19 protein-coding genes and 1 tRNA gene are annotated in these 24,003 nt (G+C 63.7%); 7 read left to right on the plus strand and 13 right to left on the minus strand.

Annotated features, from left to right (window positions below; all coding sequences use genetic code 11):
* Positions 1–65: 65 nt before the first annotated feature.
* The 4 genes from IGS61_RS11905 to IGS61_RS11920 all read left to right on the plus strand — a co-directional run bounded on the left by IGS61_RS11905 (position 66) and on the right by IGS61_RS11920 (position 3,313).
* Positions 66–854 (plus strand): spermidine synthase, encoded by a 789-nt coding sequence (locus tag IGS61_RS11905; RefSeq protein WP_230539767.1) that lies wholly within the window; start codon positions 66–68, stop codon positions 852–854.
* Positions 855–900: 46 nt separating this feature from the next.
* Entirely contained in the window at positions 901–2,667 is a 1,767-nt protein-coding gene (locus tag IGS61_RS11910) for a GspE/PulE family protein (RefSeq protein WP_230539768.1), read from the plus strand.
* 68 nt (positions 2,668–2,735) lie between these two features.
* Positions 2,736–2,811 (plus strand) — tRNA-Lys (locus IGS61_RS11915).
* A 103-nt stretch (positions 2,812–2,914) separates the two neighbouring features.
* Positions 2,915–3,313 carry a hypothetical protein gene (locus tag IGS61_RS11920; protein WP_230539769.1) on the plus strand — a complete coding sequence of 133 codons (399 nt, stop codon included), beginning with the start codon at positions 2,915–2,917 and terminating at the stop codon, positions 3,311–3,313.
* Positions 3,314–3,327: 14 nt separating this feature from the next.
* Here IGS61_RS11920 and IGS61_RS11925 read toward each other — a convergent pair whose 3' ends face one another.
* Together IGS61_RS11925 and IGS61_RS11930 are read right to left on the minus strand one after the other, a co-directional pair.
* A complete protein-coding gene (locus IGS61_RS11925) occupies positions 3,328–3,831 on the minus strand; it encodes a hypothetical protein (protein WP_230539770.1) in 504 nt (167 codons plus the stop codon).
* 3 nt (positions 3,832–3,834) lie between these two features.
* The gene (locus tag IGS61_RS11930) at positions 3,835–4,881 is read right to left on the minus strand and encodes a lysozyme inhibitor LprI family protein (protein ID WP_230539771.1); all 1,047 of its coding nucleotides are present in this window, start codon (positions 4,879–4,881) and stop codon (positions 3,835–3,837) included.
* A gap of 174 nt (positions 4,882–5,055) precedes the next feature.
* On the opposite strand from IGS61_RS11930, the gene IGS61_RS11935 reads away from it, so the two are divergent.
* Positions 5,056–7,206, plus strand: coding sequence for an alpha/beta hydrolase family protein (locus IGS61_RS11935; RefSeq protein WP_230539772.1), 2,151 nt, complete (start codon positions 5,056–5,058; stop codon positions 7,204–7,206).
* A gap of 55 nt (positions 7,207–7,261) precedes the next feature.
* Here the strand turns inward: IGS61_RS11935 and IGS61_RS11940 are convergent, their stop codons facing one another.
* From IGS61_RS11940 to IGS61_RS11960, 5 genes are all read right to left on the minus strand, one after another.
* Positions 7,262–8,554 carry an MFS transporter gene (locus IGS61_RS11940; protein WP_230539773.1) on the minus strand — a complete coding sequence of 431 codons (1,293 nt, stop codon included), beginning with the start codon at positions 8,552–8,554 and terminating at the stop codon, positions 7,262–7,264.
* Positions 8,555–8,707: 153 nt separating this feature from the next.
* Positions 8,708–9,439 carry a BON domain-containing protein gene (locus IGS61_RS11945; RefSeq protein WP_230539774.1) on the minus strand — a complete coding sequence of 244 codons (732 nt, stop codon included), beginning with the start codon at positions 9,437–9,439 and terminating at the stop codon, positions 8,708–8,710.
* A 98-nt stretch (positions 9,440–9,537) separates the two neighbouring features.
* On the minus strand, positions 9,538–10,239 hold the full coding sequence (locus IGS61_RS11950; protein WP_230539775.1) for a hypothetical protein: 702 nt from the start codon (positions 10,237–10,239) through the stop codon (positions 9,538–9,540).
* Between the two features lie 155 nt (positions 10,240–10,394).
* A complete protein-coding gene (locus IGS61_RS11955) occupies positions 10,395–12,128 on the minus strand; it encodes a dipeptidyl-peptidase 3 family protein (protein WP_230539776.1) in 1,734 nt (577 codons plus the stop codon).
* A gap of 81 nt (positions 12,129–12,209) precedes the next feature.
* Positions 12,210–12,809: a short chain dehydrogenase gene (locus IGS61_RS11960; protein WP_230539777.1), complete on the minus strand. Its 600-nt coding sequence runs from the start codon at positions 12,807–12,809 to the stop codon at positions 12,210–12,212.
* Between the two features lie 112 nt (positions 12,810–12,921).
* Here IGS61_RS11960 and IGS61_RS11965 point away from each other — a divergent pair, with 112 nt between their 5' ends.
* Positions 12,922–13,839, plus strand: a complete 918-nt coding sequence (locus IGS61_RS11965; protein WP_230539778.1) for a LysR family transcriptional regulator — start codon at positions 12,922–12,924, stop codon at positions 13,837–13,839.
* A 9-nt stretch (positions 13,840–13,848) separates the two neighbouring features.
* Here the strand turns inward: IGS61_RS11965 and IGS61_RS11970 are convergent, their stop codons facing one another.
* From IGS61_RS11970 to IGS61_RS11980, 3 genes are read right to left on the minus strand one after another with little or no spacing between them, the layout of a single operon-like run.
* Positions 13,849–15,327: an efflux transporter outer membrane subunit gene (locus IGS61_RS11970; protein ID WP_230539779.1), complete on the minus strand. Its 1,479-nt coding sequence runs from the start codon at positions 15,325–15,327 to the stop codon at positions 13,849–13,851.
* A 52-nt stretch (positions 15,328–15,379) separates the two neighbouring features.
* Entirely contained in the window at positions 15,380–16,978 is a 1,599-nt protein-coding gene (locus IGS61_RS11975; protein ID WP_230539780.1) for a DHA2 family efflux MFS transporter permease subunit, read from the minus strand.
* A 6-nt stretch (positions 16,979–16,984) separates the two neighbouring features.
* Positions 16,985–18,184 (minus strand): HlyD family secretion protein, encoded by a 1,200-nt coding sequence (locus IGS61_RS11980; RefSeq protein ID WP_230539781.1) that lies wholly within the window; start codon positions 18,182–18,184, stop codon positions 16,985–16,987.
* Between the two features lie 144 nt (positions 18,185–18,328).
* Between IGS61_RS11980 and IGS61_RS11985 the strand changes: the two genes are divergently transcribed.
* Positions 18,329–19,048 carry a TetR/AcrR family transcriptional regulator gene (locus tag IGS61_RS11985; protein ID WP_230539782.1) on the plus strand — a complete coding sequence of 240 codons (720 nt, stop codon included), beginning with the start codon at positions 18,329–18,331 and terminating at the stop codon, positions 19,046–19,048.
* A gap of 8 nt (positions 19,049–19,056) precedes the next feature.
* Here IGS61_RS11985 and IGS61_RS11990 read toward each other — a convergent pair whose 3' ends face one another.
* From IGS61_RS11990 to aceF, 3 genes are all read right to left on the minus strand, one after another.
* Positions 19,057–20,226, minus strand: coding sequence for an STAND family AAA ATPase (locus tag IGS61_RS11990; protein ID WP_230539783.1), 1,170 nt, complete (start codon positions 20,224–20,226; stop codon positions 19,057–19,059).
* 255 nt (positions 20,227–20,481) lie between these two features.
* Entirely contained in the window at positions 20,482–22,257 is a 1,776-nt protein-coding gene (lpdA, locus tag IGS61_RS11995) for a dihydrolipoyl dehydrogenase (protein ID WP_230539784.1), read from the minus strand.
* A 10-nt stretch (positions 22,258–22,267) separates the two neighbouring features.
* Positions 22,268–23,923 carry a dihydrolipoyllysine-residue acetyltransferase gene (gene aceF / locus IGS61_RS12000; protein WP_230539785.1) on the minus strand — a complete coding sequence of 552 codons (1,656 nt, stop codon included), beginning with the start codon at positions 23,921–23,923 and terminating at the stop codon, positions 22,268–22,270.
* Positions 23,924–24,003: the final 80 nt, after the last annotated feature.

Here is a 24,003-nt window from a genome sequence, read left to right on the forward strand (position 1 = left end):
AGCGGCTGGCATTTTTTATGGCGCTCCGGCACGGGCTATAATGCGGCACACTTTCAGGCCGCCTTATGCTTATCAAACGAAAATCCATCGAACAAGTCGAATCCTCGCGCCCCGCGCGCAAGCCCCGCTACGCCCCTGTCACCCTGTCGGAAATGGATGGCGTGCGCTATCTGCATTTCGGCACGGAATGGGTGCAGGGCGCCATGCGCATCCGCAAGCCGGACTGGCCGGAACTCGAATACGCGCAGCAGATGATGGCGTGGATGCTGTGGATCGAGCAACCGCAGCGCCTCGCCCAGCTGGGCCTGGGCACGGCCGCGCTGACCAAGTTCTGCTACCGCCAGTTCCCGCAGGCACAGGTCGAGGCCATCGAACTGAATCCTTCCGTCATCACCATCTGCGCCTCGATGTTCAAGCTGCCGCCCAACGACGAGCGCCTGCACGTGCGCGAGATGGATGCGCTCGACTACGTCAACGATGAAGCCAACCACGGCACCCTGGACGCCCTGCAGGTGGACTTGTACGACGCCACGGCGCGCGGTCCCGTGCTCGACAGCGCCGATTTCTATGCCGCCTGCTGCGCCTGCCTGGCGCCGCACGGCATCATGACGGTCAACCTGTTTGGCGACCATCCCAGCTACGCGAAGAACATCAAGGCGATGAAGTTTGCGTTTGCACAGGTGATCTGCCTGCCGGAAGTCCATGATGGGAACGTGGTGGCGATCGCGTTCAAGACGAAAGTGGCACTCGATGCCGAAGCGCAAGCCGCCTTGCTGGAACGGGCCAAGCAGATCGTCGCCGAGACCAAGCTGCCCGCCAAGACCTGGGTCAAAGGCATCGCCAGCACCCTGTAAGCGCCGGCACGCCCACGCAGGCCGGCAGCCCTGAAAGGCGCCGGCCATGCCCGCTTCCCCTCCTCCCTCTCCCATCTCGCCCGACACGCCGCTGCAACTGCCGCAACTGCTGGCCTGGCTGCAGGAAGACGGCTTGCTTGACGCAGCGCAAGCGGCCTCCATCGCCGCCCAGGCCGCCCTGCTGCCGGCACCGGCCTTGCATCCGCTGTGCTGCATCGCCCACGGCGCACTCACGCTCGACACCCTGTGCGCCTGGCTGGCCCGACGCGCAAGCCTGCCGTATCTGCGCATCGATCCCTTGCACATCGATTTCAGCCAGGTGGCCGACGTCATGACGGCCGGCTATGCCGCCCGTTTTAATATCCTGCCCGTGGAAAGCACGCTTGACCGCATCGTCATCGCCACGGCCCAGCCCTACGCACTCGCTTGGCAGGCGCAGCTGGGCAAGCTGGCGCCACGCAAGCTGAGCCTGGTCATCGCCAACCCGCTGCACATCGCCGATGCCATTGCGCAATTTTTCAGCTTGGCAACTTCCGTCAAGGTGGCCCGGCAAGCATCCACGCAAGACCTGGCGCTGCGCCACAATTTCGAGCAGCTGGTGGAACTGGGACGCAACAAGACCAGCCTCGACGCAAACGACCAGCACGTGGTGCGCATCGTCGACTGGCTGTGGCAATACGCGTTTGCCCAGCGCGCGTCCGACATCCATCTGGAACCGAAGCGCGACGCGGGCCTCGTGCGCCTGCGCATCGACGGCCGCCTGCACCAGGCGTATCAATTGCCGCCCGTGGTCTTGCTGGCCATGACGGCGCGCATCAAGTTGCTCGGGCGCATGGACGTGGTGGAAAAGCGCCGCCCGCAGGATGGCCGCATCAAGACGCGCAATGCGCAGGGGCAGGAAGTCGAGCTGCGCCTGTCGACCTTGCCCACGGCCTTCGGCGAAAAGCTCGTCATGCGCATCTTCGACCCGGAAGTGGCCGTCAAGAGCCTGGCCGAACTGGGCTTTCCGCCCGCGGACGCCGAACGCTGGCGCCAGCTGACGGCGCGCACGCATGGCATCGTGCTGGTGACGGGCCCCACCGGTTCGGGCAAGACCAGCACCCTGTACAGCACCCTGAAGGCGCTGGCCGGCAGCGAAGTCAATGTGTGCACGGTGGAAGACCCCATCGAAATGGTGGAACCGGCCTTCAACCAGATGCAGGTGCAAACCCAGGCCGGCATCGAACTGTCGTTTGCCGATGGCGTGCGGGCGCTGATGCGGCAAGATCCCGACATCATCATGGTCGGTGAAATCCGCGACCTGGCCACGGCCGAGATGGCCATCCAGGCGGCGCTGACGGGACACCTGGTGCTGTCGACCCTGCACACCAACGACGCGCCGTCGGCCGTCATGCGCCTGCTGGAACTGGGCTTGCCCGCCTACCTGCTGGAAGCGTGCCTGATCGGCGTGCTGGCACAGCGCCTGCTGCGCTGCCTGTGTCCGGGCTGCAAGCAGCTGGATGCTGCCCCGGACGACACGCCATGGCAGCGCCTGACGGGCGGCCAGCTGGAACGGCCGCAGGCTACGTACCGCCCCGTCGGCTGCGCCCTGTGCCGGCACAGCGGCTACCTGGGACGTGCCGGCATTTATGAACTGCTGAGCGTGACGGAAACGTTCGGCCAGCTCATCAAGGCAGGCGCCGACCTGCACGCCTTGCGCCGCCAGAGCATCCTCGACGGCATGACGCCGCTGCGCATCGCCGGCGCGCGCAAGATCATCGATGGCACGACCAGCATCGACGAAGTACTGAAGCTCACGGCCGCCCTGCATTGAGCCATCTTCATTTTCGTGCAGGAATGCTTTGCATTCTTTTTCAACTGATATATAATGCGGCCTCTTTCGGGTCGTTAGCTCAGCTGGTAGAGCAGCGGACTTTTAATCCGTTGGTCGCAGGTTCGAATCCCGCACGGCCTACCACGAATGCGCAGTACTAAAAAGCCTATCCTCACGGATGGGCTTTTTTCGTTTCCGGCCCCGCGGTTATACTGGCGCTTCGTCTTGCCAGCCCTGAAAGAAACGCATGAAACTTGCCGCCGCCCTCCTCCTGGCCACCACCTGCCTGTCCGCGCAAGCGCAAGCGCCCATCGTGCTCGACGGCGAGTACAGCCTGCGCACGGACGAGATGAGCCTGGAAATCATCGGCAACCGCGTCTGCTTCGCGCCCGACAAGGCGCAGTGGGGCCGTTTGCCCCGCCCTGCCGCCACGCACGATGCGTGGTTTTGTTTCAGCAACGATGCCCAGGCGCGCCGGCTGCTGCGCGTGCCCGCGCGCCAGGCCGACAATTGCGGCTGGCAGGCGCGGGCGCGCATCGTCATTGATACGTATCAACCGTACGTCGAGCAAGGCGACGGCAACGACATGGCGCGCCTGGCGTCCGTGGTGAAAGTGGCGCAGCCGAACGCCATCGCCTGCGAGTAATCAGTTCAGTTCAATCAGTCCAGTTCATACTCCTGCAGATAACGGGCGAACAAGTCCCCGTCGGCCAGCGGACACGCAAACCCCGCGCCCCAGTCAGCCAGCAACAGCTGCTCTTTCAAGGGCAGCAGCAACAGTTGCGGCATGCCATCGCTGCACCACAGGTCGCACACGATACCCTGCTCGTCCAGGCCCGCAAACAGGGTCTCCGTCTTGTCGCCGCCAAAGGCCAGCACGTTCTTGCATTCCACGCGGTAACTGCTGTAGCCCGTGTAGACGGCGTCATACGGCGGCAAGGCATGGTCCAGCGCCAGGCGCAGCTGCTCGGCCGTCAGGCCCAGCGCGCGCAGTGGCGACGGTGGCGCCTTGATCACATACATGTCCGTCCAGCCGGCGCCGCTGCGGTGCGCATCGGCGAACGCCTGCTGCTCGCCCATCTGCGTCACACAGTGCTGCAAATTATCCAGCGGCAACAGTTCGATCATGCAATAGTCATCTTCGTGGTAATACGCTTCCCGCATGCGTCAATTCTCCAGCAAATCTTGCAGTTGCGCATTGCGCCGCGCCGTCAGCCAGCCGGCCCAGGTCTCGCTGGTGACGGCGGGATAACGCACGGCGCCAAAGTTCATCCAGGCATCGCGGTAGGCGAGCCACAGGCGCTGGGTGGCGCGGATGCCGTCCTTGTCCACGGCGCCCGCATGGCTTTCCGCGGGCTTTTTCATCAGCTTGCCGTAGATGGCGTTGAGCTCCTTGTCGAGCGCCGCCGCCTGCTCCTTGGACATGCTGGCCGGCAACTTGCCCCCTTCGTATTCGCGCAGATCGTGCGCCAGCAAGTCGAGCTCGGCCGTGCGGGCCGCGATGCTCTGGGCAGCGCGTGCCGTGCCGCTCAAGTCCGTTTCATTGGCCGCGCGCGCATCGGCAAACTTGCTTGCCGCCGTCTGCAGCTTTTGCAGCGATGCTTGTGCCACGGCAGGCATGCTTGCGCTGGCCTTGCCCGTTGCCTGCGCGCGCACGCGCTGCTTTTGCCGCGCATCGATGGCGCTGCACACGCCCATCATGTAGCCGCTGGTGATGTCGTCGCACAAGTCGATCATGCCGCGCCCGCTGGCATTGATCTTCTGCAAGTGTTCGATGCGGCCCTGCATCTCGGCCGGCGCCGCATCGATGCTGCACGCATACTTGAGCGCCAGCAGCGGGTCCTTCTGCACGCCCTGTCCGTTCTGGTACAGCATCATCAGCACGGCGCTGTTCTGCGTGGCCATCGCGCAATGGCGCGCGGGACGCCAGTCGGCGGGCTTGGGCGAGGACATACTCTTGGTATCGTAATACAGGTCTGTCGCCTGGCATTGCTGCAAGGATGCCACGGCGGACGGCGCCGGCAGGTCGGCCGGCGGCGGTGCCGCATCCTTGACCTTCAGGCAGCCCGCATACCAGGCCGTGCTTTCCGCATGGCCCACGCCCATGGCGCTGGTATTCGGGTACGGCGCAGCGGCAGCGGCAAAAACCGGGGTAGCCAGCAGGCAGCTCGCGCCCAGCAATGCCGTTTTCAATAAGGGTAGACAAATTTTCATGTTCTATCGGCGCCAGCGTGAATAAAGCGGCAAGTTTAACTGATCAGCCAGGCGGCGCCCGCCCGATACGCGGCCATCCGGCCGGGTAAGTAACGGTTCATGGCCTTGGCAGTGGCCGAATCGATGGGCAATAATGTTGCCCGCTGTACTTTTTTCACTACCCAGACCACGCCCATGACCTTACCCCGTCTTCGCCGTTCCCTCGGCTCCCTGCTGATCGCAGCGGCCTGCGCCTCGCTTTCCCATACCACCGCCGCCGCGCCTGCCGCCACCCCGCAAGCCGCCGCCAAACACGCCATCACGCATGAAGACGTGTGGCTGATGAAACGGGTGGGCGCACCCGTCGCCAGCCCGGACGGACGCTGGGCCGTGTTTTCCGTGGTCGACAGCGCCTACGATAGCAAGGAGCAATGGTCGGATCTGTGGATCAAGTCCCTGCTTGATGACAGCCCCGCGCGCCGCCTGACGTATTCCAAGGGCGGCGAAGGCGCCGTGGCCTGGTCGCCGGACAGCCGCCAGCTGGTGTTCGTTGCCAAGCGCGACGGCGATGAAGCGGGACAGATCTACCGCCTCGACGTGGCCGCCGGCGGCGAAGCGCAGCGCCTGACCTCGCTCACCCTGGGCGCGCGCATGCCGAAATGGAGTCCGGACGGCAAGCAATTGCTGTTCATCAGCGACATCTATCCTGGCAACAAGACGGAAGCCGACGTCAAGCAAAGCGCAAAAGAGCGCAAGGAGCGCAAAGTCAGCGCCCGCTCGTATGAAACGACGGCACCGCGCTACTTCGACAAATGGCTGACGGACAAGCAGGTGCGCCTGTTCATCGTCGACGCCGACGCCGCAGCACGAGGTGACAACACCGCGCGCGACATCCTGTCGGGCACGCAACTGGTGGCGCTGCCGGGCTTTGGCGGCGGCCAGGGTGACGAAGGACAATCCTTGGACGCCGTCTGGACGCCGGACGGCAAGGCCGTCGTCTTCAACGCGGCCACCAACCGCGATGCGGCGCAGCGCGAAGCCGTCTACTCGCAACTGTATCTGCTGCCCGTGGCCGGCGGCGAAGCGCAGCGCTTGACGCAGGACAAACATAGCTACGGTTCCCTGAAATTTTCCGCCGACGGCAAGACCCTGTTTGCATTGAGCGACGCGCAAACGCCCGGTAAAGTGTATGACGTGAAACGCCTGGCCAGCTTCGCCTGGCCGATGAGCAACCCTGCGCCGGCCATCCTGACGGCCAAGCTGGACCGGTCGATTGCGCGCTTCGTGCTGCCCGAAGGCGGCAAGCGCGTCATCTTCAGCTATGAACACGCGGGCCTGGAAAAGCTGTATTCGATCGATGCCAAAGGCGGCGACGTGCGCGAAGAGCCATCCTTGCCGACAGGCACCATCAATTCGCTGAGCAGCGGCGGCAAGGCTTTGGTCGGCGTGTGGGAGTCAAGCATCAATCCGCCGGAAATCTATGCGTTCAACGGCAAGCAGCCGAAACGGCTGACGGCCTTCAACACGGACAAGGCCGATAAAATCGACTGGCAGGCACCCGAGCACTTCTGGTTCACCACGGCCGACGGCCGCCGCATCCACAATATGCTCGTCAAGCCCGCCAACTTTGACCCTAACAAGAAATACCCGCTGTTTACCGTCATCCACGGCGGCGCGGCCAGCATGTGGCGCGACCAGTTCGTGCTGCGCTGGAACTATCACTTGCTGGCCAAGCCAGGCTACGTTGTCTTGCTGACCGATTACAAGGGTTCCACCGGCTATGGCGAGGAATTCTCGCGCTCGATTCAGTTCGACCCGTTGAAGGGCCCGGGCGATGAAGTCAACCAGGGCGTCGATGAAGCCATCAAGAAATATCCGTTCATCGACAGCACGAAACTGGCTGCCGGCGGCGCCAGCTATGGCGGCCACCTGGCCAACTGGCTGCAGGCGACCACCACGCGCTACAAGGCCATCGTCTCGCACGCGGGCGAAATGGATTTGATCATGCAGTGGGGCACCAGCGATGGCGGTTTCGGCCGTGAAACGAATGCAGGCGGCCCCGTCTGGTCGAACCTGCCCGTGTGGCGCGACCAAAGCCCGGTCATGCAAGCGGGCAATCACGAAAAAGGCACGGGCTTTACCACCCCCATCCTGATCACGGTGGGCGAGCTCGACTACCGCGTGCCGGCCAACAATGCGCTGATGAACTTTGCAGTACAACAGCGCCTGAACGTGCCGGCGAAATTGCTGGTCTTCCCGGACGAAAACCACTGGATTTTGAAGGGCGAGAACAGCCGCTTTTTCTATAGCGAAGTCGAAGGATGGCTGGCTAAGTATCTGAAATAATCGTGTTGCGCACTTCTTGAAAGGCCAGGCCCCGCTCACGCGGGCCTGGCTTTTTTCATGCGCTCTGGACGGCGGCCACAGCTGCCTTCTGCCGCTGGATTGCCAGCACCAGCAGCGCCGCCAGCAGGCAGGCGGCGCCGGCCGCGAACAGGGCCGGGTTGTAGGTCAGCATCAGGGTGCGGATGCGGCCCGCGCCATACGCGGCCACGGCGGCGCCCAGCTGGTGGCCCGCGAAGATCCAGCCGAACACCATGCCCGCCCGCTCCCGGCCGAACGTGGCGCCCACCAGTTTCACGGTCGGCGGCACGGTGGCGATCCAGTCCAGGCCGTAGAACATGGCGAACAGGGACAGGCCATACAGGGTGAATTCCGAATACGGCAGCCAGAACAGGGACAGGCCCCGCAAGCCGTAGTACCAGAACAGCAATTTGCGGTTGTCATAGCGGTCCGACAGCCAGCCGGACAAGATCGTGCCGAACAGGTCGAAGGCGCCCATCATGGCCAGCACGGATGCGGCCGGCACGGCGGACAGGCCCGAGTCGCCGCACAGCGAGATGAAATGCGTCTGGATCAAGCCGTTGGTGCTGAGGCCGCAGATGAAGAAGGTGCCGAAGAGTATCCAGAAGGTGCGATTCGCTGCAACACTGCGCAATATCAAAAAGGGCGTGGCAAACGTCATGCTTGCCGCCGGCGGCGCCACCAGCGGCGTGGACGGGTCGGCGCCGTACGGGCGCAAGGCCACGTCCTGCGGCCGGTTGCGCATGCACAGGAAGGCCAGCACGGCGACGATGGCGCAGGCGATAAACACGGGCAGGACGGCCGTGCGCCAGCCGAAATGCTCGATCAGCCAGGCGCCCACGGGCAGGAACAGCAGCTGGCCCGTGGCCGAGCTGGCCGTCAGCACGCCCACCACCAGGCCCCGGTGCGTCTCGAACCAGCGGTTCGCCACCACGGCGCTCAAGACCAGCGCCGTCATGCCCGAGCCCAGCCCCAGCAGGATGCCCCACAGGGCGACCAGGTGCCAGAACTGCGTCATGCGCGTGGCCAGCAGCATGCCGGCCGCGATCAGGCCCAGCGCCACGCAGATGACATTGCGCAAGCCGAAGCGCTCCATCAGGATGGCGGCAAACGGCCCCATCAAGCCAAACAGCACGAAACGCACGGCCAGCGCCGAGGAAATCTGCTCGGCATCCCAGCCAAATTCCCGGCTCAAGGGCTGCATCAGCGCGCCAGGCAAGCCCAGCGCAGCCGACGACGTCAAGGCCGTGAGGAAGGTGATGGCGACGATGACCCAGGCAAAGTGGATGCCGCGCCGCTCCAGCCAGCGCGAAAAGGGAAGAGAAAGCATGCCGTCCTCATGAAAAAGTGAATACCGGCCAGCACGAGCCGATGGGATTTTTTCCATGTTATATTATGATCGTAATTTATACAATCAAAAAAACTGGAGCGACACTGCTGCGTGCCACTCCAGTCCTGGCTGCAAGACTTGTGAAGACGCCGCTTACTTGACCTTCAAGCCATTCTTCACGTCCTTCACGCCTTCCACGCCACGGGCCAGGTCGGCGGCTTTCTTTACTTGCTCCTGGGAAGGCACGAAACCGCTGAGCATGACGACGCCGTTGACCGTTTCCACGTGCACATCGAGCGCTTTCAAGTCGTTGTCCTTGACGAGGTCCGCCTTGATCTTGGTGGTGATGACGGAGTCGGACATGGCCGTCTTGGTGCTGCCGGCCGCATTGCGCGTCATGCAGGCGGCCTTGGCCGTCGCATCCATGGCGTCGCAGTTTTCCTTCGTCGTGGCGGGCGGATTCTGCGCCACGTTGGTGCCGGCCTTGGCGCCCGTGTTGGCGTCCGCCAGCGCGGCCGACTTCGCTGCCTTGGCATCGTTCATGCATGTGGTTTTGTCGGCCCCCGTGCGGTCGCCGCACTTGGCCTTGGCCAGGTCATACTCGGCATTGGCGACATCCTTGCGGGCCTTGCCCAGTTCGCGCGGCGTGTTGCGGTATTGCGCCACGGCGTCCGACTCGGCCTTGGCGCGCGCCACCTTGGCTTCTTCCACGCAGACTTTTTTCGCGTTGCCGCTGTGGCTGTCGCAGGCGGCCTTGGCCTGCTTGTAGTCGGCCGTTGCCTTGTCCGTCAAACTCTTGTACGAGGCGTCCTGCGCATACGCGGGCGCGGCGGCAAGCAGGGCGCTGGCACTGGCGGCCAGCATGAGTGCGATCATTTTGTTCATGATGGTTCCTCTCTGGTTAGTTGATGCCCAGATTAGACCCCTGCCGCGCGCAAAGCTCCGTGCGACAGCACACGCTGACACGCCATTCACGCAAAAACTCACTGTCCTTTGTCGCCGCTCAAGCCCTTCCGCCACAATACTTGCGCCTGTTCAAATGGTGAAGCAGAGTCATCAAATGCGCCTGCGCCATCGGCCAGCGCCAGCCATGCCTGCGTGGCGTGGGAACTGCCTACACCGCCGCCCGCGGCCTCGCCAGCCGCGCGCACGCCGCGCATCCAGGCCAGCACCTGCTGGTACTGCCCGGGGTGGCGTGCATGCATCCAGGCCAGGGCGACCAGGTCCGCATAAGCCTCTTCGCGGCGCGTCTCGCGCAACTCCTGCGCCAGCGCTGTCAACTTGCCTTTCTGCATGCTGCGCGGCTCAACGAAGCCGCGCGGCAAGGCGTGCCAGTCGCCCTGCGCATAGCGCTGGCAATGGCCGATTTCATGCGCCGTCATCGCTTCCATCATCAGGCCGTGGCGCGTGGGTGGCACGCCCTGCAAGACACTGTCCGCCTGCGCATTGCCGCGCAAGGACAGCACCAGCTTGCAGCGCCCCCCTTCGTAGCCCAGCGCCAGCGGCACGGCGCCGGGCGCATCCTGGGGCTGCACGATGATATCGACGGGCAAACCTTGCGCGCGCGCAAACGCGATGACGGGCTGGCCCGCCTGCAGCCAGCGGGTTTCCAGATCGGTCAGCCCGGGACCAGCCACGGCGGGCAAAACGATGAGCAAGCTCATCAGCAAGAGCGGTTTCAACATGGGATAGACGGGAAGAAAGGAGGTTTTACCACTGCAGAGTAAGCGGTGGACGTATTTCCACAAGGAAAAACTGGCAACTTTTCGCAAATAAAGACGAAAAAAAAAACCGGTGCGCAAGGCACCGGCTTTTCAGACTGATAATAATCAAGGTCAGCTTATTGCTTCGTCATCTTATCCAGCGCGCGGGCCGTGACGAATTCCGGACGGATATCATTGGGCACGGCCTTCATCTTGTCGAGCGCCACCTGCACCTCTGGGCGGATGACCACGTATTTCGTCATCATCGCTTGCGCGCGCGCATAGTCGCCCGTCGCCTCGATGGTCAGAAATTCACGGTCCAGGTCGATCACTGCCTGCTTGATCTTCGCAAAATCGACGCCGAACCTGCCATCGCCCAGCGAGACGAAACCGCCCTTGTCGAGGATGTAATTCATCTGGATGGCCATGCCGCGCGCGTGCGAATCCGTCAGGCCGAAATGCAGGGTGCGGAAACCGGAAGCGAGGAAGGTGTTGTACAGCTTGCGCTCGGCCGCCTCGCCCTGGCCCAGGGTGTCGTTCAGCTGGCCCTTGTCCATCATGTAGCGCAGCGCGAACAGGCCCGTGATGTCGGCCTTGGCTTCCTCGATGGTGGAATACGCTTCCTTCAAGTCCTGGCGCGGCGTCGATGGCTTGCCGTCGACCACGGTGGCGTGCGGGCCCAGGCCGTGCATGATTTCATGCGCGAGGATGTGCGTAAAGAAGGAATTGAAATCGACGTCCTGCTGCGCTTCCGGCGTGAGCACCAACTTGGAGATCGGCGTCAGGGTGGCCTTGAACTTGGCTTCCTGCACGTTTTTCAGCATCACACGCTTGGAGCCGCGCGCACTGATGATGCGCTCGTCATTGGGCAAGTTGTAGGCGGCCGTCTGCACGGCCATGTTGCCGTCGCCGGCGCCGTACACCTGGTTGACCACCACCATGGGCGCCAGCGCGCCCACTTTCGGATTGCGGTACTTGGCGTCGAGCGGCAGGTTGTCTTCCAGCTCCTGCATGTGCCTGGCGAAGAAGTTGAGCTTCTGCGTCTCGGCCTGGTCGCGGATGTTCACGTAGGCCTCGAAGGCGGCCTTGTAGCCGAACAGCTCGTCGTTGTACGTTTCATACGGGCCGATGGTGATGTCGACGGGCGAATCGAGGTCCATCCAGGCGAAGTCGGACGGTAAATAATCGTTGTCGAGGAAAGCCTTGGCGCGCAGGGTCAAAAATTTCTTCAGCGATCCGTTATCCGTGGCGGCGGCCGCCTCGTCGAGCAGCCTGGCCAGCTGTTTCAGCTCCACCTTGTACTCGTCCGAATACTTGACGGTCTGGTACTTGCCATCCTTGCCCGCGCGGATGGTGGTAAAAAACCATTGCGCCTGCTGCTTGTCGTCCGCCGGCAAGCCGTTCATCCACGTTTCCAGGCTGGCCTTGGTGGCGCCCTGCGGATAGAAATTGCCCGCTTCCGGCTTGTGCGCGGGAATGGCAATGCCGGCGTAGCTGGCCGGCATGAACGAGGCATGCGCGTCGAGCACCGACCATGGCCCCTTGTTGATCCAGAAATAATTCAGGCGGGCCTGGCCCAGGGCCGACTTGTCTTTCTTAAGTGCCGCCCACAGCGCTTCATTGCCGGACCAGCGCTGGCGCAGCTGCAGCACGTCGACCAGCTTGGCCGCTTCGACCAGCTTGGCGATGGCCTGGCGGTCGCCAGCGGACAGGTGGGTGACGTCGGCCGTCAGCGCGACGGGCGCGTAGCGGGCGCTCATGGCCGTCAGTTGCGCGGCGGTGGCCGGGGCGGCTGGCGCGGCCGCTGGCGTTGCTGCGCAGGCGTTGCCGACGGCGGCGGCCATCAGCAGGGGAATCAGGAGTTTTTTCATGGGGCCTCGGTTAAATTCTGGGGTCAGACCCCAAGTGAGGCAAATTGTAATCCACCAGCGCCCCCGCCTGTAGGGCAGGTTTTACCAAACCTTGTACACCTGCCCCGTCTGCGCCCCTTCCACGCTGCGGCTGTACGCCAGGGCCACGCGGCTGGCGGCGGCCGGCTCGAAGCCATAGAAGAAGGGGCCGTACGACTCCAGCGATTCGGCCAGCACCGTCGGGCTGACGACATTGATGCGCACGCCCCGCTGCAACTCGATGGCGGCGCCCCTTACAAAACCTTCCACGGCCGCGTTGGTCATGCTGGCGGCCGTGCCGAAGCGGATAGGCTGCTCGGCCACGATGCCGCTGGTGAGGGTAATCGAACCGCCGTCGTTCAGGTATTCCTGCGCCACCAGCGCCACGTTGACCTGGCCCATCAGCTTGCTTTCCAGGCCCACCTGGAATTGCTCTGGAGTAAATTCAGCCAGGGGACCGAAATGCATTTTACCGGCCGTCACGACAACGGCGTCGACCTTGCCGATGCGCTTGAACAGGGCGCGCACTTGCGCGATGTCGCCCATGTCGGCCTGGTGCGTGCCGCTGCGGCTGCCCACTTCGATGATTTCATGGCGTTGCGCCAGTTGCGCGGCGACGGCCGTGCCGATGGTGCCGCTGGCGCCGATGATGACGATTTTCATGCTGCTTCCTTGTGTGGGTTGAACGATGGAGCCAGTATGCGCCGCTTACGAAAAGGAATAAATACGCTAGAATTTACAAGATTACCAACCCACAGTTTGCAATCGGAATGCCATGGATAAATTGCGCAGCATGGAGATTTTCGTCGCCGTCGTCGATGCGGGCAGTTTCACGGCCGCCGCCGAGGCGTTCCAGATTTCGCCCGTGATGGTGGGCAAGCACATCAAATACCTGGAGGAGCGGCTGGGCGCGCGGCTGCTGGCGCGCACCACGCGGCGGCAAAGCCTGACGGAAATCGGCCAGCAGTATGCGGAACAGTGCCGCCAGATCCTGGCCAGCATCCATGCGGCGGAACGGGGCGCCGAAGCGATGCGCGCGGCGCCGCGCGGCAAGCTGAAGATCACGGCGCCCGTGTCGTTTGGTAGCGAGTGCATCGCGCCGCTGATGGCCGACTACCTCGATGCGTATCCGGAAGTGAGCCTGGAACTGAACCTCAACGACAGGACGGTGGATCTGGTGGAGGAAGGATTCGACGCGGCCATCCGCATCGGCAAGCTGGAAGATTCCGCCATGGTGGCGCGCGTGCTGCGGCCGTATGCGATGGTGATCTGCGCCGCGCCCGCCTATCTGGCCAGACACGGCACGCCGCGCACGCCGGCCGACCTGGCGCGCCACGAATGCCTGGACTTCATGCAGTGGACGCGCCACGTGCGCTGGCGCCTGGCCAGGAGCGGCGACGATGACGGCAGCCCCGTGCGCGAAAGCCGCTTCCGCTCGAACAATGGGCAGGCGCTGCGCGTGGCCGCCCTGCACGGCTTCGGCATCGTCATGCAGGCGGAAATCCTGATGGCTGGCGATATCGCCGCCGGCAGGCTGGTGCCGCTGCTGGCCGACTACGTGCCGGCGCCGCGCCCCATGCACCTCGTGTACGCACGCGACCGCCAGCCCACGCCGAAGCTGACGACCTTCATCGATTTTCTGCTGGAACGCTACGGGCCGGCGGCGACACCGCCACCGGCCACGCTCACGTAACCGTCGTACTTAATTGGCCTTCGCGGCGGGCGCGGACGCCAGCCTGGCCAGCTCGCCGTCCGGCTGCCAGCCTGCGCCCAGCGAACGGGCCACGGCGACCGTCGCCAGCAGGCGCTGGGTCTTGATCTGCGCGGCGGCGCGGTCCGCTGCCAGCGAACTGCGCTGCGCATCGGTGACGTCCAGGTAGGTCGAGATGCCGCGCTCGTAGCGCGTGCGCGCCACCAGGTAGGCGCGCGCGGCCGCTGCCTGCGACAGGGCCTGGGCGTCGCCCTGCAACTGGCGCTGCTCCACGTCGGACAGCGAATCTTCCACTTCGCGCAAGGCCGTCAACAGCTTCGTTTCATGGTTCGCCACGGCTTCCGCATAGCGCGCCTTGCTCAAATCCAGATTGGCCTGGTTGCGGCCGCCGTCGAAGATGGGCAGGGACAGGGCCAGCGGGCCAAAGCTGAACTGGCGCGAACCGCCCTGCGCCAGGTCGCGCAGCTTTTCGGAGGCGTAGCCGAAATTGCCCGTCAATTGCAGCGACGGGTAAAACGCGCCTTCGGCCACGCCCACTTGCGCATTCGCCGCGCGCAGGCCCGCCACGCTGGAAACGAGGTCCGGACGGTGCGCCAGCAGGCTGGCCGGCAAGCCGACGGGAATGGCGGGCGGCAGCGGCAAGATCGACGGATCGGCGGCCACCGGCAATTGCAGCGCCGACGGCGGCTTGCCCGTCAAGGTGGCCAGGCTGTTTTCCAGCTGGTTGCGCTGGCGCTTGACTTCATGCAGGTCGGCCTGGGCGTTCGACAGTTCGACTTTCGCGCGCGCCAGGTCCAGCTCATTCGTCAGGCCCGCATTGAAGCGCGCCTCGACCAGCTGCGCCGACTCGCGGCGCGTGTCCAGGGCGCCATTCAAAATCGCCATTTCCGCATCCAGCCCGCGCAGCTGCCAGTAATTGCTGGCCACTTGCGACGACAGCATCAGCAGCACGCCGTCGCGGTCCGCCTGCGCCGCCAGCGCCTGCGAATCGGCCGCTTCGACCAGGCGTTTCACGCGGCCCAGCAAGTCGACTTCATACGACAGCGAGCCGCCCACGGAAAAATTGTTGCCGCTGATCGAGCGGTTGCCCAGGGCCAGGCCCTGCGAGGTGTTGGCCGAGGTACGCGAGTTCGAGATGCCCGTGCTGACGTTCACGCTCGGACCCTGGTTGGCGCGCGCCGTGCCGCTTTGCGCCAGCGCCTGCAGCAATCGCTCACCCGCCGCCTTGACACTCGGATTGTCCTGCAGCGCGCTCTGTTCCAGGCGGTTCAAGGTGGCGTCGCCATAGATGCTCCACCACTCTTTGGGCAGCTGCGCGGCGTCCGCCGCGGCAGCGCCGTGGCGGAAGGTGCCGTTATCGATACCGGCCACGTTTGCCGGGGCCGTGAAATCCTGGCCCACGGTGCCGCAGGCGGACAGCGCCACGGCAAGGGAAGCGGCCAGCGCGATTTTCGTCATTACTGTTTGCATGATGGTTTGCATGATGATTACCTTCTTGTTCTTGAGGTGTGTGCGTGGGCGGTCAATGACCGCCGCCACCGCCACCGGGGGCTTTGAGTTTGTCGGCCAGCCACAGGGGCACGATGCAGGCCAGCAGGATGGCGCCGACGAGGAAGAAGCCGTCGTTGTAGGCCATCACGTAGGCTTCGCGGCGCACGATGCCGTCGATCGCCTGCAAGGCCTGGTTGCCGGCCGTGACGGCGTCATAGCCCTTGGCCATGAACGAGGACGTCAGCTGGTCGATGCGCAGCTGCGTGGCGCTGGAATACGCGTTGATCGCCTCGCCCAGGCGCTGCGAGTGGAAATGCTCGCGCGTGCTCAGGGCCGTGGCCAGCAGGGCGATGCCGATCGAGCCGCCCAGGTTGCGCGTCATGTTGAACAGGCTCGAAGCGGACGCCATGTCCTTCGGCGCGATGCCCTTCATGGCGAAGTTCGACAGGGTCAGCATGACGAAGGGCTGGCCCAGCGCGCGCACCACCTGCGACCACAGCAGCTGGTCGTAGCCGGTGGAGGCGTCCATGTAGGCATTCATCATGCACGAACCGCCGAACAGCAAGAGGCCGAACGAGCACAGGATGCGGTTATCCACCTTCGATGATAACTTGGCAACAAACGGCATGATGAACAGCTGCGGCAAGCCCACCCACATGATGACTTCGCCGATCTGCATCGGTGAATAGCCGGCGATCTGGCCCAGGAACAGGGGCAGCAGGAAGGCCGAGCCGTACAGGCCCATGCCCGTCACGGCCGACAGCACGGTGGCCACCAGGAAGTTGCGCTGGCCGTACAGGGCCAGGTTGACGAACGGCTCGGCGCGCGTGGCGCTGGTGACGACCCAGCCCAGGATGCCCGTCAGGGCCAGTGCGGCGAAGGCGATGATGAAGCCCGAGTCGAACCAGTCCTTCGAATTGCCCTCTTCCAGGAAGATGGTCAGGCAGCCCAGGCCCAGGGCCATGAAGAAGATGCCCAGCCAGTCGGCCTTCCAGAACAATTTGAGCTGCATCGGCTCCTTGTCCAGGCCATAGATCATGCCGGCGATCAGCAGCACGCCGGGCACCCAGTTGATGTAGAAGATCGAAGGCCAGCCATACAGCTCGGAGAGATAGCCGCCCAGGGTCGGGCCCATGGCCGGCGCCAGGGTCGCCGTCAGGCCGAAGATGGCCATGCCGACGGCGCGCTTCGAGGCGGGCAGCTTGAGCATCACCAGCGTGAACGCCATGGGGATCAGCGCGCCGCCCGTAAACCCTTGCAGCATGCGGAAGACGATCATGCTTTCCAGGTTCCAGGCCGCCCCGCACAGGGTGGAGAACAGCAGGAAGAAAGCGGTGGTGCCTATCATGTAGGCGCGCAGTCCGAACACGCGCGCCAGCAGCGCAGTGAGGGGAATGACGATGATTTCCGCCACCAGGTAGGCCGTGGAAATCCACGAGCCTTCTTCCTGGGTGGCCGACAGCGAGCCAAGGATGTCCCTGAGCGAGGAATTGGTGATCTGGATGTCGAGCACCGCCATGAAGGCGCCCAGCATGCCGGCGCCGACCGCCAGCCAGGTGCGTCCGGAGACTTTCTCACTGATCACGGGAAACGCTGGCGGCTTCGCCAGCGTGGTGGAGGGGCTGCTCATGGAAGCTTAGCGGGCGGTGGTCTGGGCGGCAGGAGCGGCGGCGTGGCGCGCGGCCTTGTCCTGAGCCTGCTCGGGCTGGTTCACTTCCACTTCGGCGATCACCGACATGCCCGGCACCAGGCGGCCATTCATGGCCTTGATGTCTTCCGGCTGGAAGACGATTTTCACCGGCACGCGCTGGACGATCTTGGTGAAGTTGCCGGTGGCATTATCGGCCGGCAGCAGGGCGAATTGCGCGCCCGAGGCTGGGGCGAAGCTGTCGACCGTGCCCACCAGCTTCTTGCCCGGCATGGCGTCGATGGTCACGTGCACGCTCTGGCCGCGGTGCAGGTCGGCCAGCTGCGTTTCCTTGAAGTTGGCGGTGACCCAGACGTTGTCCTGCACGATGGCCGTCAACTGCTGGCCAGGCTGCACGCGCATGCCCGTTTCCACGTTGCGCTTGCCGATGCGGCCGGCGACGGGGGCCAGGATGCGGTTGTATTGCAGCTGCTGTTCCGCGTCCTTCAGTTGCACGCGCAGCACGGCCACTTGCGCCTTGGCGACATCGCGCGCAGCTTGCGCCGCGCCGATCTGCGCCTTGGCGGCGGACGCGCTGTCGCGGCGGGCGGACAGGTCGGCCACGGCGCTCGAGCGGGCCGCGTTGGCGGCGTCGAGTTCCGCTTTCGAGACGGCTTTCATCTGGCTCGTGTACAGCTGGCCATAGCGCTCCGCATCCTGTCTGGCGCGCAGCAGCTGCGCATCGGCTTGCGCCACCTGCGCCTGGGCGGCGCTCGCTTGCGCCTGCACTTGCGCGATCTGCGCGTCGGCCTGCAGCACTTGCTGCTCGGCGCTGGCAATCTGCGCGGCAATCTGCTCGGTTTTCACGCGCTGGTCGAATGGATCGAGTTCGGCGATCACGTCGCCCTCTTTCACGATTTGATTGTCGTCAATAAAAACCTTGGTGACGACGCCGGAAATGCGCGCCGACACGGGATGCACGTGGCCGGCCACATAGGCGTTTTCCGTTTCCACGAAATAGTGGCTGCGGTACCACATGCGCGCGCCGGCACCCAGCGCCACGAGGACGATCAGGCCGGCGATGATTTTGACGCGGTTGTTCGGTGCTGCGGAGCTGGCCGAAGCGGCGGGCGTGGAAGGTGCGGCGGGGGCCGCGGGTGGGACGGCGCTCAGCACCTTATGCTCTGCCTGGCCTGGCTGGTTGGACATACTCGCTCCGGAAATGAAATGATATAGGTTCATTATTGGGCAAAGAAAAGCCAAAGTCAAGAAATGAAACGATTGCATTTCATTTTAATTTGCACTACAGTGTGAGCCATCACTTACCCTCCAACTTATAAAGAGACCCAGACCATGTCCGATCCCGGCCTCAGCGATACCTTGCCCACCGATACAGAATCCGACGCCGCCGCCCAGGAGCTTTCCTGCTGCGGCAAGCCAGCCGGCCGCCCCCGCGCAGCCGACATGGAGGCGCGCATGGAAAACCTGCTGCACACGGCCGGCTGCCTGTTTCTGGAAAAGGGGTATGGGAAAGTGAGCCTGGAAATGATCGCGCGCGAAGCCCACGTGGCCGTGCGCACGATTTATGTGAAATTTGGCGGCAAGTCGGGCTTGTTCAATGCCGTGGTGGAATTACGCCGCGCCGCCTACTTTTCGACCATGCCAGCGCTGGAAACGGACATGCGGCCCCTGCACTCCATTTTGAGCGAGTTCGGCCTGCTGTTCGTGCAACTGGTCACCATGCCGGCGGCGATCCGCCTGAATCGCATGGTGGTGGCCGAAGCGGCCACGCATCCCGAACTGGCGGAAACGTTTTACAAGGTGGGGCCAGGGCAGACGCGCGAAATGCTGACCAAGTTTTTCAGCCGCCCCGACATCGCGCCGTTGTTTCGCGCGGAATTGACACCCTCCATCCTGGCGCTGCACCTGCTCAATTGCCTGCTGGGCGATCAGATGTCGCGCCTGCTGTTTCCGCCACAGGCGCAACCGGACGTGGCGCAACTGCGCGCCAAGGTGGCGGTCAGTCTCGACTTGTTTCTGCACGGCACCCTGCGCCAGCCGCAGGCGGACTGACGCGGAAGTCAGCCAGGGCGGCCGCAGTCTTCCTGCAGCGCCGCTTCGGCCTGTTCATCGCTCAAGCCCAAGGCACGCAGGAAAGGCTGGGCTGCCGACGCGCCATCAACACTGAGTGAAGACTCACTTCCATCGTGGCGCACCGGCCCATAGCGCATCAGATCGAACGAAGTTTCAAAGCGCTGCGCCAGGAAATAGGTGCGGAAGTAATCGAAGGAAAATGCCACCTGGCCATCGTCCCGCAGCAGCAAGCCCCGCGCATACAGCGGCGCCAGCCAATCCCCGGCGGCCATGCTCCAGCCTTTCACGCCGCAATAGTCGCTGGCAAAGCGCTCCAGTTCCGCCTCGTTGAGGAACACGCTCTTGGCTTCGAACATCACGAATGCCAGCTCGATCAAAAATTCGCGCGCATCGGCGGCCGCGCCGGCAGCCACGCGCTGCTGCACGCCCGCCTTGCCAAGCAAGCCATCGAGATACCCGCGCTCGCTGGCCAGCTGCGGCAGCAAGGTGGCAAATACATACTCGGCGTCCATCTGCCCCGCCTCCTGTCCATTCGGCGTGTACAGCACCGACAGGGCGAAGTTCTTGCTTACGTCATCGAACTCGCGCAGCGACACCGTCCACTGCGTGCCTGGCGCGCCGCCATCGGCCGCATCCGTACCGAATTCGAGCACGGCAAACGCCGCCATCTGGCCCTGCGCACCATACAGGCTGCCGGGATTGCTCTTGAACAAGATGCCCAGCGACTTCATCAGCGAACTGGCGTCGCCCGTATGCTGGTGGCCATGGAACACGGCGTGGATATTCTTGTAATGCGCGCGCTGCTCGGCGCTGGCGTGCTCATCGGCGGAGAAAAAGCTGAAGCCGGCATTGCCCAGCGCCGCAGCCGCGACGCCCTGCTGGCGGCTACCCGGCACCAGGTAGAAACGCGCGCCGGGCAAGCTGGCCGCCTGCAGCAAGGGGCGCAGGAAGGATTCGTAGACGTACACGGGCGTGGTGCCGGCACAGGCGTCCAGCGCCACCAGCTGGCCCGTGAAGAAAATCGCATCGATCTTCTTGCCTGCCGCCAAAATAGCGGCCACATCCTGGTACAAGGCGTGCAGCATCACGGCTTGCTCTTGCTCATCGGCCCTGCGCAAACGGACATCGGCAATATGAAGGGCGGTAAATTTTTTCATTGTTGCAAAACTCTCTCAGTACAGCGGAATTTGACCGACTCCCACGCTGGCAACATTCCTGGAAAAATCACACGCTTCCGTTGAAGCAAAAGCAAAACATGGTTACAGACCTCCATTCTGCCACTTTTTCCATACGGCAATACTCACCAATTTTCACAAGATGCCACTGCGCCACGTTTTACTATGCTGCAGGTCAAGGAAAATAAAAAAACCGGGAACATGTCCCGGTTTTTTATACTGAAAGTTAACTCTTTATCAGCGCTTGCGCGGCGGCGGCAAGTCCGTGCACACGCCTTCGTACACTTCCGCTGCCATGCCAATCGACTCGCCCAGGGTCGGGTGCGGATGGATGGTCTTGCCGATATCGGTGCCGTCGCAGCCCATTTCGATGGCCAGGGCGATTTCTCCGATCATGTCGCCCGCGTGTGTGCCGACGATGGTGCCGCCGATGATGCGGTGCGTTTCAGCGTCAAACAGCAGCTTGGTGAAGCCTTCGGCGCGGCCGTTGGCCACGGCGCGGCCCGAGGCGGCCCACGGGAAGTGGCCCTTCTCGACCTTGATGCCCTTGGCTTTCGCTTCGTCTTCCGTGATGCCGGCCCATGCCACTTCCGGATCCGTGTAGGCGACCGACGGGATCACCTTGACGTCGAAGTGCGACTTCTGGCCGGCAGCGGCTTCCGCTGCCACGTGGGCTTCATGCACGGCCTTGTGCGCCAGCATCGGCTGGCCGACCAGATCGCCGATGGCGAAGATGTTCGGCACGTTGGTGCGCATCTGGCTGTCGACGTTGATGAAACCGCGGTCCGTCACCTGCACGCCGGCCTTGTCGGCCGCCAGCTTCTTGCCGTTCGGGCTGCGGCCCACGGCGACAAGCACCAGGTCGTAGACTTGCGGCGCTGGCGCCGTGGCACCCGCTTCGGCCGCTTCGAACGTGACCTTGATGCCTTCCGGCAGCGCTTCCACCGCGACCGTCTTGGTCTTGGTCATGATGTTGTCGAAGCGCTTCTCGTTGAACTTCTGCCACACCTTGACGGCGTCGCGGTCCGCGCCCTGCATCAGGCCATCCATCATTTCGACCACGTCGATGCGCGCGCCGAAGGTCGAATAAACCGTCGCCATTTCCAGGCCGATGATGCCGCCGCCGATGACCAGCATGCGTTTCGGGATCTGACGCAATTCCAGCGCGCCCGTCGAATCGACGATGCGCGGGTCTTCCGGCACGAAGGGCAGCTTCACCACGGACGAACCGGCGGCGATGATCGCTTGCTTGAACTGCACGACTTTTTTCGAGCCGTCGCCAGCCGTCACTTCGATGTGGTTCGCGGAGAGGAACTGCCCCACGCCCGTGACGACTTGCGTCTTGCGCGCCTTGGCCATGCCGGCCAGGCCGCCCGTCATGTTCGAAATTACACCTTCCTTGTACTTGCGTACCTGATCGATATCAATGGTCGGCTTGGCAAATGTCACGCCTGTATTCGACATGTGCGCCGTTTCATCGATGACGGAAGCCACGTGCAGCAGCGCCTTCGACGGGATGCAGCCCACGTTCAGGCACACGCCGCCCAGGGTGGCGTAGCGCTCGACGATGACCGTCGACATGCCCAGGTCGGCCGCGCGGAACGCCGCCGAGTAGCCGCCAGGACCGCCGCCCAATACCATCATGTCGACGTCGATGTCGACCTGGCCGCTGTAATTGCCGGCCGGGATGGCGGCAACTGCCGCAGGTGCAGGGGCGGCAGCCGGAGCCGCCGCTGGTGCAGGAGCGGCAGCTGGCACGGCAGCAGCCGCACCTTCAGCCGCTTCCACCACCAGCAGCGCGCTGCCTTCGGCGATCTTGTCGCCGACCTTGACCTTGACTTCCTTGACGACGCCCGCGTGGGTCGACGGGATCTCCATGCTGGCCTTGTCCGATTCGACCGTGATCAGGGACTGGTCCACCTTGATGGTGTCGCCCACCTTGACCATCAGTTCGATGACTTCGACTTCCTTGAAATCGCCGATATTCGGTACTTTTACCTCTACTGTGCTCATCAATCGCTCCTTACAGCAGAATTTTGCGCATGTCGGCCAGGACTTCGCCGAGGTACACGGAGAATCGCGCGCCCATCGCGCCATCGACCACACGGTGGTCGTAGGACAGCGAAGTGCCCATCATCAAACGCGGCTGGAAGGCCTTGCCATCCCATACCGGCTTGATCGAGGCTTTCGACAGACCCAAAATCGCCACTTCCGGCGCATTGACGATAGGCGTGAAGTGCGTGCCGCCGATGCCGCCCAGGGACGAGATCGTGAAGCTGGCGCCCTGCATGTCAGCCGGTTTCAGCTTGCCTTCGCGCGCCTGCAGCGACAATTCCGTCATTTCGCGGGCGATCTGCGAGACCGACTTCTGGTCCGCGCCCTTGATCACGGGCACCACCAGGCCATTCGGCGTGTCGGCCGCGAAGCCGATGTTGTAGTACTGCTTGAGGATCAGGTTTTCGCCCTTGGCGTCGAGCGACGCGTTAAACGCGGGGAATTTCTTCAGCGCGGCGACGGAGGCCTTGATCACAAAGGCGAGCATGGTCAGCTTGGCCGCATCCTTGTTCTTCGCATTGGCGGCGTTGGTGTCGACGCGGAACGCTTCCAGGTCCGTCACGTCCGCTTCGTCGAACTGCGTGACGTGCGGGATCATGACCCAGTTGCGGTGCAAATTCGGACCCGAGATCTTCTTGATGCGCGACAGCGGCAGCAATTCGGTCGTGCCGAATTTGCTGAAGTCCAGCGACGGCCATGGCAGCAGATCCAGGCCCACGCCCGAACCGCCTTTGGCAGCGACAGGCGCATTTGGCGCGGCAACCGCGCCCGACATCACGCCCTTGACGAAGTTCTGCACGTCTTCCTGGGTGATGCGGCCCTTCGGACCGGAACCGCCGACCAGCGCCAGTTCCACGCCCAGTTCGCGCGCGAACTTGCGGATCGATGGCGACGCGTGCGCCAGCTTGCCATTCGCTGCAGGTGCGGCGGCAGGCGCTGGTGCAGCAGCGGCGACCGGCGCCGAAGCGACGGCGGCGGCGGCTGGCGCGGCGGCAGCTTGCGCTGGCGCGGCAGCTGGTGCAGCGGCAGGAGCGGCAGCGCCAGCGGTCGTTTCCACCACCAGCACCAGGCTACCCTTGGCAACCTTGTCGCCGACCTTGACTTTCAATTCCTTGACGACACCGGCATGGCTCGATGGGATTTCCATGCTGGCCTTGTCCGATTCGACCGTCAGCAGCGACTGGTCGACCTTGATCGCGTCGCCCACCTTGACCATCAGTTCGATGACTTCGACTTCCTTGAAGTCGCCGATATCGGGCACGGTCACGTCGACCAGGGCCGGCGCGCCGGCTGGGGCGGCAGGCGCTGGCGCGGCCGCAGGGGCGGGGGCGGCTTCAGCGGCAGGTGCCGGGGCGGCGGCAGCTGGCGCAGTGGCCGAGGCGTCGTCCGCCACTTCCAGCAGCAGCACCAGCGAACCTTCGGCGATCTTGTCGCCCACGTTGACTTTCAATTCCTTGACGACACCGGCGTGGCTCGATGGGATTTCCATGCTGGCCTTGTCCGATTCGACGGTAATGAGGGACTGGTCGACCTTGACCGTGTCGCCTGGCTTGACCATCAGTTCAATGATCTCGACTTCCTTGAAATCGCCGATATCCGGGACTTTGACTTCCACAATGCTCATAGCTTGCTCCGTTATTTTATTTGTCAGATGGACCCGCACACACGCCAGGGCGGCACTTTCGCACCGCCCTGGCATCATCG

The organism is Janthinobacterium sp. FW305-129, assembly GCF_020858115.1.
GTDB lineage: Bacteria > Pseudomonadota > Gammaproteobacteria > Burkholderiales > Burkholderiaceae_D > Janthinobacterium.